This window comes from Brevibacterium moorei, assembly GCF_024580735.1.
GTDB classification, from domain to species: Bacteria; Actinomycetota; Actinomycetes; order Actinomycetales; family Brevibacteriaceae; genus Brevibacterium; species Brevibacterium moorei.
The window spans coordinates 75,118-91,544 of record NZ_JANIJX010000015.1 but is presented as its reverse complement, the minus strand read 5'-3'; the positions used below and the strand labels follow the sequence as shown (position 1 = coordinate 91,544).

Annotated in this window: 15 protein-coding genes and 4 tRNA genes; 4 read left to right on the top strand and 15 right to left on the bottom strand. The window is 66.7% G+C overall.

The features are described from left to right. Entirely contained in the window at nucleotides 1–711 is a 711-nt protein-coding gene (locus tag NQ034_RS10945; protein ID WP_257048868.1) for a DUF3152 domain-containing protein, read from the top strand. 70 nt (nucleotides 712–781) lie between these two features. Here NQ034_RS10945 and NQ034_RS10940 read toward each other — a convergent pair. The 4 genes from NQ034_RS10940 to NQ034_RS10925 form a co-directional block, all read right to left on the bottom strand. Further along, nucleotides 782–858 (bottom strand) — tRNA-Asp (locus NQ034_RS10940). Between the two features lie 45 nt (nucleotides 859–903). Beyond that, nucleotides 904–976: transfer RNA gene (locus tag NQ034_RS10935), tRNA-Phe, on the bottom strand. A gap of 53 nt (nucleotides 977–1,029) precedes the next feature. Continuing rightward, nucleotides 1,030–1,103: transfer RNA gene (locus NQ034_RS10930), tRNA-Asp, on the bottom strand. Between the two features lie 34 nt (nucleotides 1,104–1,137). Continuing rightward, nucleotides 1,138–1,210 (bottom strand) — tRNA-Glu (locus tag NQ034_RS10925). Between the two features lie 171 nt (nucleotides 1,211–1,381). Here NQ034_RS10925 and NQ034_RS10920 point away from each other — a divergent pair. Then, entirely contained in the window at nucleotides 1,382–1,738 is a 357-nt protein-coding gene (locus NQ034_RS10920) for a metallopeptidase family protein (protein ID WP_257048867.1), read from the top strand. 142 nt (nucleotides 1,739–1,880) lie between these two features. Next, the gene (gene ybaK, locus NQ034_RS10915; protein WP_257048865.1) at nucleotides 1,881–2,378 is read left to right on the top strand and encodes a Cys-tRNA(Pro) deacylase; all 498 of its coding nucleotides are present in this window, start codon (nucleotides 1,881–1,883) and stop codon (nucleotides 2,376–2,378) included. Between the two features lie 24 nt (nucleotides 2,379–2,402). Here ybaK and NQ034_RS10910 read toward each other — a convergent pair whose 3' ends face one another. Continuing rightward, nucleotides 2,403–2,984, bottom strand: coding sequence for a hypothetical protein (locus NQ034_RS10910; protein WP_257048864.1), 582 nt, complete (start codon nucleotides 2,982–2,984; stop codon nucleotides 2,403–2,405). A gap of 54 nt (nucleotides 2,985–3,038) precedes the next feature. Next, entirely contained in the window at nucleotides 3,039–3,653 is a 615-nt protein-coding gene (locus tag NQ034_RS10905) for a YigZ family protein (RefSeq protein ID WP_257048863.1), read from the bottom strand. A gap of 152 nt (nucleotides 3,654–3,805) precedes the next feature. Between NQ034_RS10905 and NQ034_RS10900 the strand changes: the two genes are divergently transcribed. After that, a complete protein-coding gene (locus tag NQ034_RS10900; RefSeq protein ID WP_257048881.1) occupies nucleotides 3,806–5,179 on the top strand; it encodes an aspartate aminotransferase family protein in 1,374 nt (457 codons plus the stop codon). Between the two features lie 100 nt (nucleotides 5,180–5,279). Here NQ034_RS10900 and NQ034_RS10895 read toward each other — a convergent pair whose 3' ends face one another. From NQ034_RS10895 to NQ034_RS10855, 9 genes are all read right to left on the bottom strand, one after another. Next, the gene (locus tag NQ034_RS10895; RefSeq protein ID WP_257048861.1) at nucleotides 5,280–7,265 is read right to left on the bottom strand and encodes an amidase; all 1,986 of its coding nucleotides are present in this window, start codon (nucleotides 7,263–7,265) and stop codon (nucleotides 5,280–5,282) included. Nucleotides 7,266–7,363: 98 nt separating this feature from the next. Then, nucleotides 7,364–9,055, bottom strand: a complete 1,692-nt coding sequence (locus NQ034_RS10890; protein WP_257048859.1) for an amidohydrolase — start codon at nucleotides 9,053–9,055, stop codon at nucleotides 7,364–7,366. Further along, nucleotides 9,055–10,392 (bottom strand): MFS transporter, encoded by a 1,338-nt coding sequence (locus NQ034_RS10885; RefSeq protein WP_257048857.1) that lies wholly within the window; start codon nucleotides 10,390–10,392, stop codon nucleotides 9,055–9,057. The genes NQ034_RS10890 and NQ034_RS10885 overlap by 1 nt, the downstream gene beginning before the upstream one ends. 219 nt (nucleotides 10,393–10,611) lie before the next feature. Then, nucleotides 10,612–11,379 (bottom strand): amino acid ABC transporter ATP-binding protein, encoded by a 768-nt coding sequence (locus tag NQ034_RS10880; protein ID WP_306427695.1) that lies wholly within the window; start codon nucleotides 11,377–11,379, stop codon nucleotides 10,612–10,614. Nucleotide 11,380: 1 nt separating this feature from the next. Then, nucleotides 11,381–12,172 carry an amino acid ABC transporter permease gene (locus tag NQ034_RS10875; RefSeq protein ID WP_257048855.1) on the bottom strand — a complete coding sequence of 264 codons (792 nt, stop codon included), beginning with the start codon at nucleotides 12,170–12,172 and terminating at the stop codon, nucleotides 11,381–11,383. A 5-nt stretch (nucleotides 12,173–12,177) separates the two neighbouring features. Continuing rightward, nucleotides 12,178–12,999 (bottom strand): basic amino acid ABC transporter substrate-binding protein, encoded by an 822-nt coding sequence (locus NQ034_RS10870; protein ID WP_257048854.1) that lies wholly within the window; start codon nucleotides 12,997–12,999, stop codon nucleotides 12,178–12,180. Between the two features lie 157 nt (nucleotides 13,000–13,156). Continuing rightward, nucleotides 13,157–13,906: a LutC/YkgG family protein gene (locus NQ034_RS10865; RefSeq protein ID WP_257048853.1), complete on the bottom strand. Its 750-nt coding sequence runs from the start codon at nucleotides 13,904–13,906 to the stop codon at nucleotides 13,157–13,159. After that, complete coding sequence (locus NQ034_RS10860) at nucleotides 13,903–15,477, bottom strand: lactate utilization protein B (protein WP_257048852.1); 1,575 nt, start codon at nucleotides 15,475–15,477, stop codon at nucleotides 13,903–13,905. Before NQ034_RS10860 ends, NQ034_RS10865 begins: the two co-directional genes overlap by 4 nt. Next, entirely contained in the window at nucleotides 15,474–16,292 is an 819-nt protein-coding gene (locus NQ034_RS10855) for a (Fe-S)-binding protein (protein ID WP_257048851.1), read from the bottom strand. Before NQ034_RS10855 ends, NQ034_RS10860 begins: the two co-directional genes overlap by 4 nt. Nucleotides 16,293–16,427 lie beyond the last annotated feature (135 nt).

Here is a 16,427-nt window from a genome sequence, read left to right as displayed (position 1 = left end):
ATGAGAAGGGGCGCCGCGGCGGTGGCCGTGCTGGTCCTGGCAGTGCTGACCGGCTGCGCGGGTTCCGGTGAGCCCGGTTCCGGGCGAACGGGGGCGGGGGAGTCCACGGCTGCATCGACTCGGGCATCGTCCGCGCCGGCCACGCCCACCGCCGCGGCCCCGACGCCCGTTGCCGCGCCGAAGATCCCGGCCCACGGCAGCGGCAAATGGCAGGCGGTGCACAAGGGCTCCAAGGCCAGGGGGAAGGGTCGCCGGGTCGATGTGGCCGTCCGCGTGGAGTCGAATCTGCCGATCGACGGGGCCGAGGCCACCGGCTTCATCATGGCCACCCTGCGCGATAAGCGGAGCTGGCAGCAGCTGGACGGAGTGCGCTTCGCCCTGGTGCCCAAGGCGGCAACAGCCGATGTCGTGGTCAATATCGCCAGTCCCGACACCACCGACCGGATGTGCCTGCCATTGAATACGGTGGGCAAGCTGTCGTGTCGCAACGGCCGCAATGTCATCTTCAACGCGCGCCGGTGGGTTGGAGCCGCAAAGGGGTTCGGCTCCTTGACCCAGTACCGGCAGTATCTGGTCAATCACGAGGTCGGCCACGCCCTGGGACATGGCCATGCCTATTGCGGAGGCAAGGGCCGGACCGCGCCGTTGATGATGCAGCAGACCAAGGGGCTGCACGGATGCAAGCCGAACGGCTGGCCCGCAGTGAAGTAGGAGAAACCTGTGGTGCAGGAGGCGGAAATGAAAATGGGCCCGGTTCCGAAGAACCGGGCCCATCGTGAAATGGCGACCCTGAAGGGACTTGAACCCTCGACCTCCGCCGTGACAGGGCGGCGCGCTAACCAACTGCGCCACAGGGCCATTATTCACTTGTGCCCACAAGGGGCGATTGCTTCGAAGAAGCAGTGGCTCCGACCGGCGTCGATCCGGTGACCTTTCGATTTTCAGTCGAACGCTCTACCAACTGAGCTACAGAGCCATATTCAATTTTCTCGTGAAAACGAGCTCTTCTGAAGAAGAACCACGTCTTCGCGACCCTGAAGGGACTTGAACCCTCGACCTCCGCCGTGACAGGGCGGCGCGCTAACCAACTGCGCCACAGGGCCATTATTCTATTGTCTGGAACTTCCGTTCCAGTCGTACCCCCAACGGGATTTGAACCCGTGTCGCCGCCGTGAAAGGGCGGTGTCCTAGGCCGCTAGACGATGGGGGCCCGGATTTCTCCTGTTCGAGCTAACCAGGCATTTACGCCCTGTTCGCTTGAACCTCCGTAAGCTTATCCCGAAACGAACCGCTAATGCAAAATCGATCGGGGGTGAGCTCTGTCACCACTCGTGTAGGGGTGTTTCAGGCATCAGGTGAGTGCCGCCCGTAGACTGATCGGATGGATCTTGACGCCGTCTCCGATGAGCTCTTCGACGACCTGGTGGCCCACGCCATGGATCGCCTGCCGGCGGAGGTCGCAGCGCATATGGACAATGTCGCCCTGTTCGTCGCCGACGATGCTCCGCCCGAGGACCCCGAGCTGCTGGGCCTTTATGACGGCATCGCCCTCACGGAGCGGACGGGCGATTACGGGTTCATGCCGCCGGACACCATCAGCCTGTTCAAGAACAACCTGGTCGCGATGTGTGCCGACGAGGGAGAACTGGCCGATGAAATCTTCATTACCATCGTCCACGAGATCGCCCATCACTTCGGTGTCGACGAAGACCGCCTGCACGAGCTGGGTTGGGGCTAATACACCGAATGACGCGATTTTGTCCGTGTCCGCCACGTCGCTTAGAGTTTCAAGCAGCTAGGAAACGAGTGATTCTACATTCGGGCCGAAAACCGGATCGCCGAGGCGGCCGAGTAATCCGAGCCCGAAGCGGAGGTAGCCAGTGACTGCAACACGATCCCGCGGGGGAGCCACACCCGCTCTGCGCATTCTCAATGCCTCGGGAATGGCCTATGAGGTGCATGAGTTCGAGCACGATCCGAATGTGCGCCAGTACGGGCCGGAAGCCGCTCATGCGCTGGGCGTGTCCGCCGATCGCGTGTTCAAAACGCTGGTCATCTCCGTCGACGGCGCACTGGTCAACGCGATCGTGCCGGTGTCGGGTCAGCTCGACCTCAAGGCCCTGGCCCAGGCGGCCGGCGGCAAGCGCGCAGAACTGGCGGGTCTGGCCGAGGCCGAAAGGACCACCGGCTATGTGGCGGGTGGGGTCAGCCCGCTGGGCCAACGCAAGCAGCTGCTGGTGGTGGCCGACCACACGATCAAGGACCATGAGACGATCTTCGTGTCCGGGGGCCGGCGCGGCCTGGACATCGAACTGACCCCGACGGCCTTCCTGGAGATCACCAACGCGACCTGCGCGAAGATCGCCACGCTCGACTAGGGCCTGGCACAGCCTCGCTCGAGCTCAGGGCTCCTCGCCCTCCAGATGGGCCAGTAGGTCGTCGAGTGAGTCGAAGACCAGGGTGTCGTCTTCGTCCTCGTCCTTCTCATCGAGCATCGCCGCGAAGACGTCGAGGTCCTCGTCCAGCTGCACCCGCACCCAATGATCCGGGAGGGTTTCCTCCGCGGCGAACTCGAGCAGCACCGCCTCGTGGAGCACCGCCACGCTGGTCAGCTCCATATCGTCGCGCAGGGCCGCCATCAGGTCCTCGTCCTGCGCGGATTCCTCTTCGAATTCCTCGGCTTCGATCAGTTCGTCGATCGTGGCCTCGACGATGGCCTGCCAATCCTCCGGGGTCTGGGCCAACAGCCCCTTGATGTGTCCGATGAGCACCGCGGAGTCGATTTGCGCTGCGGTGCGCTCTTCCAATTCCGGGTCCACATTGACGATCAGCTGTGCGTCGACGGCGGCTAGATCGGCCAGGCCGAACACGATTCCATCCGCTGCGTGCACATTGCTCAGTGCACCGGACGACTCGAGCGCCGTGCGCAGCGGTTCGAGGGACGGTGATTCGAGGGGATCTGCGGCGTTGTCGGCTGCGTTCATGTTCCCCAGTCTAGGGGAGTGGAGCCGGCTTGTGTGGGTCTGCGCGCGATCGGTTCAGAGCCAATCGGCCCGGCCCTCCACGGGCTCGATGCGCCCGGCCGACAAATCGGCCACCGCGGCCCTGGCGTCGGGGACCGCATCCCGCGGTACGGCGAAGGTCAGGGTCACCTCGGCGGCGAACCGCTGGTCGAGCACCCGCCAGCCGGCCTGCCCGATGCGGGCGCGCAGCAGCTCGGCCAGGGCGTAGGGGACGGTGACGGTCAGCGGGACCAGCAGGTCCCTGGTGGTGATCACCGCGTCCTCGAGTGCGGCCGAGACCGCCCCGCCGTAGGCGCGGACCAGACCGCCTGCGCCCAACAGGGTCCCACCGAAGTAGCGGGTGACAACGGCGACCACATCGGTCAGTTCACGGCCCACCAACACATCGAGCATCGGGATGCCGGCAGTACCTGAGGGCTCCCCGTCGTCGCTGGACCGGCGCACCTGCGGTGCGGGGCCCAGGACGAAGGCCGAGCAGTGGTGGCGCGCCTTCGGATGGTCCGCGCGCGCCGCTGCGACGACGGCCCTGGCGGCGGGCTCGTCGGCCACCGGCGCGACCACGGTCAAGAAGCGGGAGCGCTTGATCTCCAGTTCGGCTGCAACGGGTTCGGCCAGGCTGTACAGGGGCATACCGGCCAGCCTAGCGGGTGCACACGGACAGGATGCGGACAGGGCTTCACGCTGCCCGGCGCTGTGATCTACGATGTCCTCGACGGTGGTTCTGTGAGCCGCGTCGCAAACCCCGCCCTTTCCACCAGAAGGAAAAAGATAGTGTGACCGCTATGCCCGCCAACGCCCCGGAACTGTCTCCGGAGGAAACCGCAGCCATCGTCGCAGAATCCCAGCGCGCCTATGAGCTGGACCGTGCACATGTGTTCCACTCATGGTCGGCCCAGCAGCAGATCACCCCCATGGTCGTCTCCCGCGCACAGGGCTCCTATGTCTTCGACGGCGACGGCAAGCGCTACCTGGACTTCACCAGTCAGCTGGTCAACACGAACATCGGCCACCAGCACCCGGCAGTCGTCCAGGCGATCAAGGACCAGGCGGACCTGTTGTGCACCATCAACCCGGCCCACGCCAATGCCGCCCGCTCCGAGGCCGCCCGGCTCATCACCGAACGCACCCCCGCCGGGCTCGACCACGTGTTCTTCACCAATGCCGGCGCGGACGCCAATGAGCACGCGATCCGGATGGCCCGCCAGTTCACCGGCCGGCGCAAGGTGCTCTCGCGCTACCACAGCTACCACGGTGGGACCGACCTGGCCGTCAACGTCACCGGCGACCCCCGCCGGATCCCCAGCGACACCGCCGACTCGGGCGTTGTGCACTTCTTCGGCCCATTCCTCTACCGCTCCGAATTCGATGCGCAGACCGAGGAACAGGAGACCCGCCGGGCCCTGCACCATCTGGAACGGACCATCCAGCTGGAGGGCCCGGAGACCATCGCCGCCATCATCCTGGAGTCGATTCCCGGCACCGCCGGCATCATGATCCCCAGTGACGAGTACATGCAGGGCGTGCGCGAACTGGCCACGAAGTACGGCATCGTCTACATCGCCGACGAGGTGATGGCCGGGTTCGGCCGCGCCGGCAGCTGGTTCGCCTTCGAACGCTTTGGCATCGTGCCCGACGTCATCACCTTCGCCAAGGGCGTGAACTCCGGTTACGTGCCCCTGGGCGGAGTCGTGATGAACGATGCGATCTACTCCCACTTCGGCCAGCGCTCATACCCCGGCGGCCTGACCTACTCGGGCCACCCGCTGGCCTGCGCCGCCGCCGTGGCGACCATCAACGCGATGGCCGACGAGGGCATGGTGGACAATGCGGCCAGACTGGGCGAGGAGATCGTGGGCCCGCGCCTGGAGAAGATCGCCGCGAACGCCAAGCACGTGGGCGAGGTCCGTGGCACCGGCATGTTCTGGGCGATCGAGCTGGTCAAGGACCAGGAATCGCGCGAACCGCTGGCACCCTACGGCGGCGGCTCGCCGGAAGTCGCGGACATCCTGGCCAAGATCAAGGCCGCGGGCGTCCTACCATTCAACAACTTCAACCGGATCCACGTGGTTCCGCCGCTGAACGTCACGGAGGAGGAGCTCAACGCCGGCCTGGACGTCATCGAAGAGGTCCTGACCCAGGCGGACTACTCCGTCTGAGCCGATTCCGAGCCCGCTGCTCCGCAGGCTCTGGACAGCCGAGGCCCCGGCCCGGATCCGTATGTGCGGAACCGGGCCGGGGCCTCGGCTGTGTCGGGCGTCAGCGTGTGGGCAGCGGGACCGTTTCGAATGCCGCAGCAGCATGGCCGGCCCGCACGACCACGAGGAGCTCCGGATGCACGCGCCTGCGCGTCAGGGAGATCCGACCGCTGAAGGTGCCCGGCGAGCCGGCCACCGGGCGCAGGATGTGCCCGTCGGCCCACACCTGCGCGGTCCCGGCAGCAGGGGCCCCGGCCACAGTCACAGTGATGAGCCAGGAGCGCTCATCGGAGTCGATCGACACCGCGAAGTCCGGTGCGCCCGCCGGTTCCGGTCCGGTCGTGCCCGGTGCTGTTTCGGCCGCCGCGATCACATTGCCGGGCAGACTGGGCGTGAGGAAGGCCGGCACACGCCGGTGGGTTGCGGTCTCGAAAGCATGGGCTAAGTCCAAGAGGGCATCGTCTGTGTAGGCGGGCCCGGCAAAGGTCACATTGACCGGCATCGAGGTGTCGGCGATGAGGCCCATCGGCACTGACACCGTGGGGATGCCCAGGTGCCTGAACACGCGGTTGCCATTGGAGTACACGACGCCATTGCGCGATGCATCGGCGTGGCTCTCCGGCCGGGTGAACAGATCGTCGCGGCCCACGTCCCCGGCGGCGGGGAATGCGATGGCGTCCAGGGCGAGCCCGTCCATCCAGTCCTCCAGATCGACCCGGCGCACGGCTTCGAGTCCGCGGAGGACCTCCGCCAGCTGCGGCACCTCGTCATAGGATTCCGGGAGTCCTGCTTTGACGAGTTCGGCTAGGCGCTGGAAATCGTAGCCGCCGCGGGCCATTGTGATCCACACGGGTATGAGTGGGTCCTGGGCGGGGAACACGTCATCGCCGTCCACATCGGCCCAGCTGGTCAGGGCCGGGTCGCCATTGACGGCCAGGAACTGATCGAAGGCCATCGCGGCCACGGTACCGGTTTCGATTGCACGCCAGTCCGGGGGCACCAGGCCGCGCTCGGCCATGCCCCTGGCGCTCGGCCGGTCCTCCTCATAGTTCGAAACAACGGGGAAGTCGACTGCCACGACGGTGGCGCCGAGCCCTCGCAGATCGGCAGCTGCGCGGTCCCACAGGGCGCGCACCGCGGGGTTGATGACCGGTGGCACTTCCGCGGTGGGGTCCTCGCCGATGTACATCTTCGGCACACCGATGCGCAGGCCGTCCAAGCGTGCGGGCCGAACCCGTTCGCGCGGGGCCGGCAGCACGGTCGCCGGTGCGGGGAGTTCGACGGCGCTCTGCTGGCGCCAGAAGTCGCCGGTGGTCTGCGGGTCGTCCACCGCCAACACCTCGAGCAGCCGCAGCAGGTCGTCCACCCCACGGGTGTGCGGGACGACGACATCGCAGGTGGGGCGCAGGGGCCAATTGCCGCGAATGGACAACACCCCGCGCGAGGGAGTGTAGGCCACGAGCGCGTTGTTCGAGGCCGGCGAGCGGCCCGAGGAGACCGTCTCCTCTGCCATGCCGAAGGCGGCGAAGCTCGCCGCGGTGCTCGTGCCGGAGCCGTTGGACGAGCCCGAGCCGTAGGCCGCGGTCAGATAATCGGGGTTGTACGGGCTGCGCGCGTAATCGTAGAGCCCCGGCTGCACACCGCCGGCGGCCATCGGCGGCATATTCGTCTTGCCGATGAGCACGGCGCCTGCGGCACGCAGCAGTTCGACCGCGCGGGCGTCCTGTCCGGCCACCAGGTCGGCCAGCGCGGGCGACCCCGAGGCCACGGTGAGGCCGGCGACCTTGTAGCTGTCCTTGACGGTGAACGGAACGCCCTCGAGCGGTCCCACGGTGCCGGCGGCCCGCCGGGCATCGGAGGCGCGCGCCTCCTCCAGGCACTCGGGGTTGAGGACGGGGACGGCCTTGAGACACAGTCCTGTGCGGTCGTAGTACCCGATGCGGTTGAGATAGGCGCACACCAGGTCGACGCTTGTGACCCGGCCCGCTGCGAGCGCCTCCAGCAGCTGGCCGATCGACTTCTCGACGACGTCGAATCCTGTGCTCATGACTTCTGCTTCCTCCAACTTTCCGATTGTCCACGCGATCCGCCCCGGCCGGAGCCGGGGCGGATCAGCGGTTCTGTGGTGTTCTCGATTGCGCTCGATCAGAGCGTCGTGTGGGTCTCCACACCGCCCACGAAGGTCGCCAGCACTTCCGTGGCGGCGATCGTCGTGGGATCGACGGTCAGCGGATCGGCGCCCAGCACGACGAAGTCCGCCAACTTGCCCGGTGTCAGGGTGCCCTTGAGGTGGCCCTGGCCCGAGGCCTGTGCTGCGATCGTCGTGTAGGCCTGGACGGCCTGCAGTGGGCTCAGCTTCTCCGCTGCGGATCCCATCACCGCGCCGGAGCGGGTGGCGCGGTCCACGAAGGCCTGGATGCCGCGCAGCACATTGCCGTTGGCACACGGCCGGTCGGAGGAACCGGGCAGCAGGATGCCGGCGTCGAAGAAGGCCTTGGCGCGGTACAGCTGGGCGGTGCGCGGATGGTCCGCGCCTCCCAGCACCGTGTTCATAGAGTCGCCGATGTTGTCGGCGAAGGCCGACTGCGGGGTCACCGCGATGCCGTACTCCTTGATCCGCGGCAGCAGCGCATCGGGCACGATGGCGGCGTGTTCGATCCGGTTGGGCACGGGGTGGGCGTTGAGTGCCGAGGCCCGGCCGCCGGCGGCGGCACCGCCGTGGCCGGGTGCACCGTAGGTGTCCACGGCCTCGGCGATGATGTCCACTGCGCCCTTGACCGCCAGGTCGCCGATCGCATGGATCGCCAGCGACCAGCCGGACCGGTAGGCGGCCAGTGCCTGGGCGCGCAGCACCTCGAACTCGTCCTGCAGATAGCCCTTGGTGTCGCGGCCGGCGTAGTTCTCGCTCATCGCCGCGGTCTCGCCGGACAGGGCCCCGTCCATGAACATCTTGGTCGGGCCGATCGACAGGTAGTCGTCGCCGAAGCCGGTGACCATGCCCAGATCCAGTCCCGTGCCGAAATCATCGGCGGAGTTCGCCGTGATCGGGTGCAGGGTCTGGATGGCGGGCAGCAGCTGGGCGCGGGCCTTGAGCGCACCCGAGGTCCGTGCCCGCATATAGGCGCTGACCTCGACGGGGGAGTGGCCGATCCAGCCGCCGCAGATCCCCGCCTCGCCGAAGCTGGTGATGCCCTCGCGGGCGTATTCCGCGGTGGCCAGGCCCAGGACCTTCTCGATCTGGGCCTGCGAATAGGGCCGGATCAGGTCCTGGACGAGGTTCTGGGCGGTCTCCTCGACAAGTCCGGTGGGCCGGCCGGAGGAATCGCGGACCACCAGGCCGCCCTCGGGGTCGGTGAACCCTGGCGCGAGCATCCCGGCCTTGTCCATCGCCAGGGTGTTGGCGATTGCGGCGTGCCCGGAGACCTTGCGCAGGAACAGCGGGTGGTCGCCGCAGATCCGGTCCAGGATCTCCAAGTCCGGGTACTGGTCGGCGTAATCCTGCTGGGCGAAGCCGGTGGCGTTGATCCATTCGCCCGCGGGCAGGCGGCGCGCCTCGGCCTCGAGCTTGGAGTACAGCTCGTCCATGCCTCCGGGCAGGTTCTCCACGTCGACACTGTCGAGCGTCAGACCGAACCAGGTGGTGTGGCAGTGGACGTCGTTGAAGCCGGGCAGCACGGTCGCCCCGCCCAAGTCCAGCGTGCGGGCGGCCGGCAAGCCGGCCACGTCCTCGTCCAAGCCGATGATCCGCCCGCCCCATACGCCGATGGTGTGTGCAGTGGGCCGGGCCGGGTCCATGGTCTGGACGCGGGCCCCGGTGATGAGCAGATCGAGTTTCATCAGTATTTGTATCCTTCCACTTTGACACTGAACTTCGGCGCCAACGCCGAGCAGATCAGGGTGATCGCACCGAAGACGATGAGCATGATGGGCGCGGGCCACCAGGCCTCACCCGATGCATGGAGTAGCGCGGTGGCGATCATCGGCGTGAAGCCGGAGACGATGGAGCCCAGGTTGGCGGCGATCGCGACCCCGGACAGGCGGTGGGCCGGCGGGAACAGAGCGGTCATCAGGGCGCCGTTGGCGGCGTAGGGCACCGACAGGCAGGCGACGCCGAAGGCCACGCCCAGGATCACCAGCACCGGATTGGTGGTATCGACCATGAGGAAGACGGGGAAGGCGCACAGGATGGTCAGCACCCCGCCGATCACGGACACGCGGGCAGGGCCGTACTTCTGGCCGAGCTTGCCGCCGTAGACCAGCACCAGGATCTCCAGGGCCGCGCCCACCAGGGTGGCAGCCAGCAGCAGGTTCTTGTTCATGCCCAACTGCTGGGTGCCGTATGACACGACGAAGGTGGTGACCAGGAAGAAGCCGGCACCGCCGGTCAGATTGGCGCCGAAGCCGATGAGCACCTGCAGGGGCGAGTGCTTGAAGACCTGGATGATAGGGGCCGATTCCTTGGCCGATTCCTCTTCCAGCTCCTGGAACACCGGGGTTTCCTCCAGGTGCTTTCGGATGTAGACGGAGACCAGCAGCAGTGGGATGGCCAGCAGGAACGGGATGCGCCAGCCCCACATGTTGAAGTGCTCGTCATTGGTGATGATGATGCCGACCAGGAAGAAGAAACCGGAGGACAAGATGGTGCCGATGGGCGAGCCGATCTGGGGGAAGGCGGCATACCAGGCGCGCTTGTGCGCCGGCGCGGATTCCACCGCGGCCGTCACAGCGCCGCCCCATTCGCCGCCCACGGCCAGGCCCTGGAAGACGCGCAGGATGATGAGCAGGACCGGGGCGGCCATGCCGATCGCGTGGCGGTCAGGCAGCAGGCCGATCAGGCCGGTGGCGGTGCCGATGCCCACCACGGTGATCATCAGGACGGTCTTGCGGCCGATCTTATCGCCCAGGTGGCCGAAGATCAGGCCGCCGATCGGGCGGGCCACGAAGCCAACGGCCATGGTGGCGAAGGACGCCATGGTGGCCAGGAAGGGGTCGGAGGAATCGAAGTAGAGCACATTGAAGATCAGTGCGCTGGCGGTGGTGAACAGGAAGAAGTCGTACCACTCCATGGCGGTGCCCACCAGGGCCGCGATCGCGGCCTTCTTGGCGGTCTGTTCATCGACGTGGTGGGTGGTCTCCACCTTTTCGCGCATTCCGGGCGCGGTTGAGTCGCTCAAGGGTCTCCTTAGTCGCTATTCCTGGGCCCGCGAACGGGGCCGAGGCCGTGGCCGCGGCGGTGGCCGGGCTCACGAAGGGGAACAGGGACATGTTACATGCGGCACTGTGATGCCTAGAACACGAATGCCCGGAAGGCGAGCCTTCCGGGCATTCGTTCACACAGGTTTTACATGGGCCGAGGTGCGCCCCCGGGTTTCAGGACCCGCTCAGCGGGCCGGTCAGGACCGGGGCTCCGTGGGGTGCAGGACGCGGGACAGGAAGCTCCTGGTGCGCTCGTGCTGCGGATCGCCGATCACCGCCGAGGGCGGCCCGGCCTCGACCACCACGCCGCCGTCCATGAAGACGACCCGGTCGGCGACCTCGCGGGCGAATTCGATCTCGTGGGTCACCACGATCATCGTCATCCCCTCATCGGCCAGATCGCGCATCACGCCCAGCACATCGCCCACGGTCTCCGGATCCAGGGCCGAGGTGGGCTCGTCGAACAGCATCAGGCTGGGGTTCATCGCCAGGGACCTGGCGATGGCCACGCGCTGCTGCTGTCCGCCGGAGAGCTGTTCCGGTTTGGCGTCGAGCTTGTCGGTCAGCCCGACCAGGGCGATCTGCTTCTGGGCCTCCGCGTCAGCCTGTTCCGCTGTGCGCTTGAGGACCTTGCGCTGGGCCACGGTGAGGTTCTCCCGCACGCTTAAGTGCGAGAACAGGTTGAAGCCCTGGAAGACCATGCCGATGCGCCGCCGTGCGGCGTCGATGTCGAGGTCCGGATCCGTTATGTCCATTCCGTCGACCACGATGGAGCCGTGGCTGGGCGTCTCCAGTAGGTTGATGCAGCGCAGCATCGTCGACTTACCCGAACCGGAGGGGCCGATGACGCACACGACCTCGCCCCTGGTGATCTCCAGGTTGATATCGCGCAGCACCTCGTTGTCTCCGAAGGATTTGCCCAGGTTCGTGATCGAGACGATCGGTGTTTCCTCTGACGTGCTCATCTCATGCCCCCATTCCCGCGGATCCGTACTTGCGTTCGAGCCTGCGCGAAAGATATGACAGCGGCAGGGTGATGATCAGATAGCACACGGCGATCACCAGGAACGGCGTCAGACTCGCCGATGACACGATTTCGGAGCGGGCCAGCATGGCCAGTTCGCGTTCCGTCACGGACGCGCCCAGGATGTAGGCCAGGGACGAGTCCTTGGTCAGCAGGATCAGCTCGTTGGTCAGCGGCGGCAGGATGATCCGGAAGGCCTGCGGCAGCACGATCGTGATGGTGGTCCTGGTGTGGGACATGCCCAGGGACCTGGCGGCCTCGATCTGTCCGCGCGGGACCGCCTGGATGCCGGCACGGATCGTCTCCGCCATATAGGCCGAGGACACCAGCCCCAGGGCGATCGTGATCGACACGAGCCGCGGGATCTGCGCATCCGGGAAGGCCGCCGGCAGGCCGAACCCCATGGCCAGGAAGACGACCAGGGCCGGCAGGCCGCGGAAGAACTCGATATAGGCGAACGAGATCCCCCGGTAGACGGCCACCGAGGACAGCCGCATGAGCGCCAGGACGATGGCCGCCGCCAGACCCACGACGAAGCCCAGCAGGGTGAAGATCACCGTGTTCTTCAACGCGACCGTGATGACCTGCGGGAACATCCCGGCGGCCACCTTGGGGTCGGCGAAGGTCTCCAGCAGGGTCCGCCAGTCGGCCGCGAAGGCCAGGACGATGACGATGACGATCAGGATCGCGTACTGGATCCCGCGTGAGAGTCGTTGTTTCTGACGTCTCTTCATGGGTGTCACTTATCGGTCGCGGCAGCCGAGGCCGCGGCGGTGGGCGCGTCCACGCCGAACCACTTCTTGTAGATCTCGTTGTAGGTGCCGTCGGACTTCAGTTCGGCCAGGACCTCGTTCGTGGTCTTGAGCAGTTCGGCATCGCCCTTCTTCACGGCGATTCCGTAGTGTTCGCCGGTGGCGATGTCGAAGGCGACGTTGAAGCCCGAGTTCTGTTTGGCGTAGTCGTAGAGCACGCCGTTGTCGTTGACCACGGCGTCGACCTGGCCGTTCTTCAGGGCCTCCAGGGACAGGGGCAGATCCTCGTAGGTGGTGTTGGTCGAGTCCTTGAAGTTCTCATTGGCGTACATCTCACCGGTCGTGCCCTGCTGGACCGCGATCTTCATGCCCTTGAGGTCGGCTTCCGCCGCCGGCTTCTTGTCCTTGACGAGGACCGCCTGGTTCGCGTCGAAGTAGGAATCGGAGAAGTCGACCTTGCCCTTGCGCTCATCGGTGACCGTGGTGCCGGCCGCCGAGATATCGCAGGTCTTCTGGTTGAAGGCCGCACCGGTCGTGATGGTCTCGAAGGGGGTGTCGACGACCTCCTGCTCCAGGCCCAACTTCTCGGCGACCTTGGCGACGATGTCGACATCGAAGCCGACGATCTCCCCACCCTTCTCGTACTCGAAGGGCTGGTAGGACAGGTGGGTGCAGTTGGTCAGCTTGCCCTCGTTGATCGGGGTGAAGCCGTCGGCCGACTGGGAATCCTTCTCCGAGGCCGAACCGCCGCAGGCGGACAGGGTCAGGACGACGGCGGCCAGTGCCGCCGCGATGGGGAGTGCTTTCACGGGTATGTTCCTCCTGGGTGTCTCCGGTCACGTAACCGGGGGTGGAAGGAACTATACCGACAATATGAGAAGAACGTGTAACGCACGTAACAGGTATCGAAAAGGCCTGTGGCCCCGCTGCATTGCAGCGGGGCCACAGACGGGATCTGCGGGCGGGTCAGTCGTCGACCAGGACCACGTCCAGGGTGCGGGGGCCGTGCACGCCGGCCACCCGCTCCAGTTCGATGTCCACGGTGGCCGACGGCCCCGACACCCAGGTCTGGGGCCAGGTGGCGAGCTCGCGTTCGATGAGGATCCCCACGGCCTCGGGCACCAGCTGCACGATGTCGGAGACGAACACCAGGCAGATGTGGTGATCGGGCACCAGGGTGATCGCGCGGCGCCCGCAGCCGGGGCCGGACAGGCAGATCGTGCCGGTGTCGGCGATCGCCACCTGGGAACCGGTGACCACTGCGTCGATCACCGTGTTCAGCTCCTCCTTGGGCGTGGGATCCGAACCGGAATCCTGGCGCACCTCGGCGGTGACCTCGGACAGCAGGGCGTCGTCCAGATCATCGGGCACCACGATCCGCTTGGCATCCCCGAGCAGGCGCGCCACGGTCGCCGGGACCTCGGCCTCGGACACGCGGGTGACACCGGCGTCGTAGTCGACCAGCCGGTCGGTCAGCAGCGCGACCAGACCCTCGCGGTCCAGCTCGCCGGTCACGGACTGGTGCGCCGGGATCTCCGGCGGTTCGTGATCGGCCGGTACGAAGCCCTGCTCGCCCACGGTGCCCTCGCGGCCCAGGGCCGCGGAGATCCTGGCCAGGACTTCGGAGCGGGCGTCGGGGAAGGACGGCTGCGGTTCCGTTTCCGGGTCGGCGGCCGGTTTGGTGCCCAGCATCCTCTTGAGCGGATTCGAGGTCATTTCGCATCTCCGTTCCCACGGGCGGAATTCCCGCGTTCCCTGGCCCACCACGTCCGGAACGATTCCTTGGGCGGCTGGGGGACCGTGCGAGTCTTCGTCCACTTGCCCGCCACGCCTGGGGCCTTCTTCAGGCCCTCGGGGGAGACCATCAGCTTCGCCAGCGGCAGGCCCTTCTCGACCGCGGCCATGCGCTTGCCGTCCGACATCATCCAGGAGGCCGCGGTCAGTGCCGCGTCCAGCTGGCTGTGCGGCAGCTTGCCCAGCACACCGGCCTTCTGCTCTGCCTTGCGCTCCTTGTTCTCCACGTCCTCGGCGCGCAGGCGCACCAGCATCTCCGGGATGTTGATCTTCACGGGGCAGGCGTCGTAGCAGGAGCCGCACAGGCTCGAGGCGTACGGCAGGCTGCCGTTCTCGCTCTCGTCCACACCGGTCAGCAGCGGGGTCAGGATCGCACCGATCGGGCCGGGGTAGACAGAGCCGTAGGCGTGCCCGCCGGTGCGCTCGTAGACGGGGCAGACGTTCATGCAGGCAGAGCAGCGGATGCAGTGCAGGGCCTGGCGGCCGTGCTCATCTGCCAGCGCCCTGGTCCGCCCGTTGTCCAGCAGCACGATGTGCACGTTCTGCGGACCGTCGCCCTCGCTCACGCCCGTCCAGTAGGAGGTGTACGGGTTCATCCGCTCGCCGGTGGACGAACGCGGCAGCAGCTGCATGAAGGTGCCGAGGTCCTCGAACTTCGGCAGCAGCTTCTCGATGCCCATGACGGTGATGAGGGTCTCCGGCAGGGTCACACACATCCGGCCGTTGCCCTCGGACTCGACCACGCCCAGGGTGCCGGTTTCGGCGATGCCGAAGTTGGCGCCGGAGATCGCGACCTTGGTGGACATGAACTTCTTGCGCAGGTGCTTGCGGCTGGCCTCGGCCAGATCCTGCGGATTGTTCGACAGGTTCGGGTCGGCATCGTCCATCTCGCGCAGGAAGATCTCGCGGATCTCGTCGCGGTTGCGGTGGATGGCCGGCACCAGGATGTGGCTGGGGCGGTCGTGGCCCAGCTGGACGATGAGTTCGGCCAGGTCGGTTTCGAAGGCGTCGATGCCGTGGGGCTCGAGGTATTCGTTCAGGCCGATCTCCTGGGTGGCCATCGACTTGACCTTGATGACCTCGCGCCGGCCGTTGTCCAGCACGGGTGCGTTCTGCTTGACCAGGTCCTCGACGATCCTGTTGGCCTCGTCTGCGTTGCGCGCCCAGTGGACGTGGCCGCCGCGGGCGGTGAAGGCGGCTTCGAACTGGGTCAGCAGTTCGGGCAGCCGGTCCATCACATAGGACTTCACGCCCGAGCCGTTGTCGCGCAGGTCCTCCCAGTCGGGGCGTTCGGCCACGCGCAGTGCCCGCTTGCCGCGGATCGTGGTGGTGGCCTTCGTCAGGTTGGTGCGCAGCTGGACATTGCTCAGTTCGTGTTCGGCGACCTGCGGGAAGGGCGCGCCCTCCTTCAGGAAGCCCTGGCCGGCGACCGGCCGCAGGGTCACGCCGTCCTTGCCGAGGACCATGGGGGTTCCGATGTTGACGGCGGTCATCGCAGGGCACCTCCGCTCACGAGCTCTTCGTCGAGGACCAGCGGGTTCTCCTTGGTCGAGGCCAGGATCCGGGCCAGGTGGACCGTGGCGGGCACGCTGCCCTGGGCCGGCAGCAGTTCCGAGGTGCGCGAGAGGCCGCCGCCGATGTGCATGAGGCAGCTGGCGTCGCCGCCGGAGCACACCTGTGCGCCGGTTCCGATGATCGCGTCGACCTTGTCCGAGAGCATCGCCGAGGACACCTGCGGGTTCTTCACGGAGAAGGTGCCGCCGAAGCCGCAGCAGGAATCCCAGTTATCGGCCTTGACCACTGTGGCGCCCTCGACGGTCTCCAAGAGGCGCTGCTGCCGGTCGCCCAGGCGCAGCAGCCGCATCCCGTGGCAGGAGGGGTGGTAGGCGATCTTGTACGGGAAGTACGAGCCCAACTGTTCGGCGGCATCGGTGATGCCCTCGACATCGGTGAGGAACTGCGCCAGTTCCATGGTGCGCCCGGCGATGTCGGTGGCGCGCTTGGACAGCTCGTCGTCGTTGTTGTATTCGGCGATCATGGGGTGCTGGTGGCCCAGTGAGGCCACGCAGGAACCACTGGGGGCCACGGCATAGTCCCAGGATTCGGCCTCGAATGCCCGCACGTGGTTCTCCACGACCGGGTAGGCCTGCTTGAACTTGCCGGAGTTGATGTGCATCTGACCGCAGCAGGCCTGGCCGGCGGGGAAGATGACCTCATGCCCCAGTCGTTCCAGAATGCTGACGGTCGCGCGTGCCACCTCCGGGTACATCGCATCGACGATGCACGTAGCGAAAAGCGCGATTCTCACGGTGTCTCCCAATAATCCGCAGTGTGTCGATTGGCAGGCCGGTCGGGTTCAGCGGTTTCCGCCTGCCGCTGGAACTACCGTACGCACGATGGGCCGTCCCGGCTCGGCGGCTGGCCCGACCGTGTTCTGCGCAAC

Excerpts from the sequence above, each read along its gene's own strand:
- NQ034_RS10945 (WP_257048868.1), top strand. The coding sequence starts at position 1 with ATGAGAAGGGGCGCCGCGGCGGTGGCCGTGCTGGTCCTGGCAGTGCTG.
- NQ034_RS10920 (WP_257048867.1), top strand. The coding sequence starts at position 1,382 with ATGGATCTTGACGCCGTCTCCGATGAGCTCTTCGACGACCTGGTGGCC.
- NQ034_RS10910 (WP_257048864.1), bottom strand. The coding sequence starts at position 2,984 with ATGAACGCAGCCGACAACGCCGCAGATCCCCTCGAATCACCGTCCCTC.
- NQ034_RS10905 (WP_257048863.1), bottom strand. The coding sequence starts at position 3,653 with ATGCCCCTGTACAGCCTGGCCGAACCCGTTGCAGCCGAACTGGAGATC.
- NQ034_RS10900 (WP_257048881.1), top strand. The coding sequence starts at position 3,806 with ATGCCCGCCAACGCCCCGGAACTGTCTCCGGAGGAAACCGCAGCCATC.
- NQ034_RS10895 (WP_257048861.1), bottom strand. The coding sequence starts at position 7,265 with ATGAGCACAGGATTCGACGTCGTCGAGAAGTCGATCGGCCAGCTGCTG.
- NQ034_RS10890 (WP_257048859.1), bottom strand. The coding sequence starts at position 9,055 with ATGAAACTCGATCTGCTCATCACCGGGGCCCGCGTCCAGACCATGGAC.
- NQ034_RS10880 (WP_306427695.1), bottom strand. The coding sequence starts at position 11,379 with ATGAGCACGTCAGAGGAAACACCGATCGTCTCGATCACGAACCTGGGC.
- NQ034_RS10875 (WP_257048855.1), bottom strand. The coding sequence starts at position 12,172 with ATGAAGAGACGTCAGAAACAACGACTCTCACGCGGGATCCAGTACGCG.
- NQ034_RS10865 (WP_257048853.1), bottom strand. The coding sequence starts at position 13,906 with ATGACCTCGAATCCGCTCAAGAGGATGCTGGGCACCAAACCGGCCGCC.
- NQ034_RS10860 (WP_257048852.1), bottom strand. The coding sequence starts at position 15,477 with ATGACCGCCGTCAACATCGGAACCCCCATGGTCCTCGGCAAGGACGGC.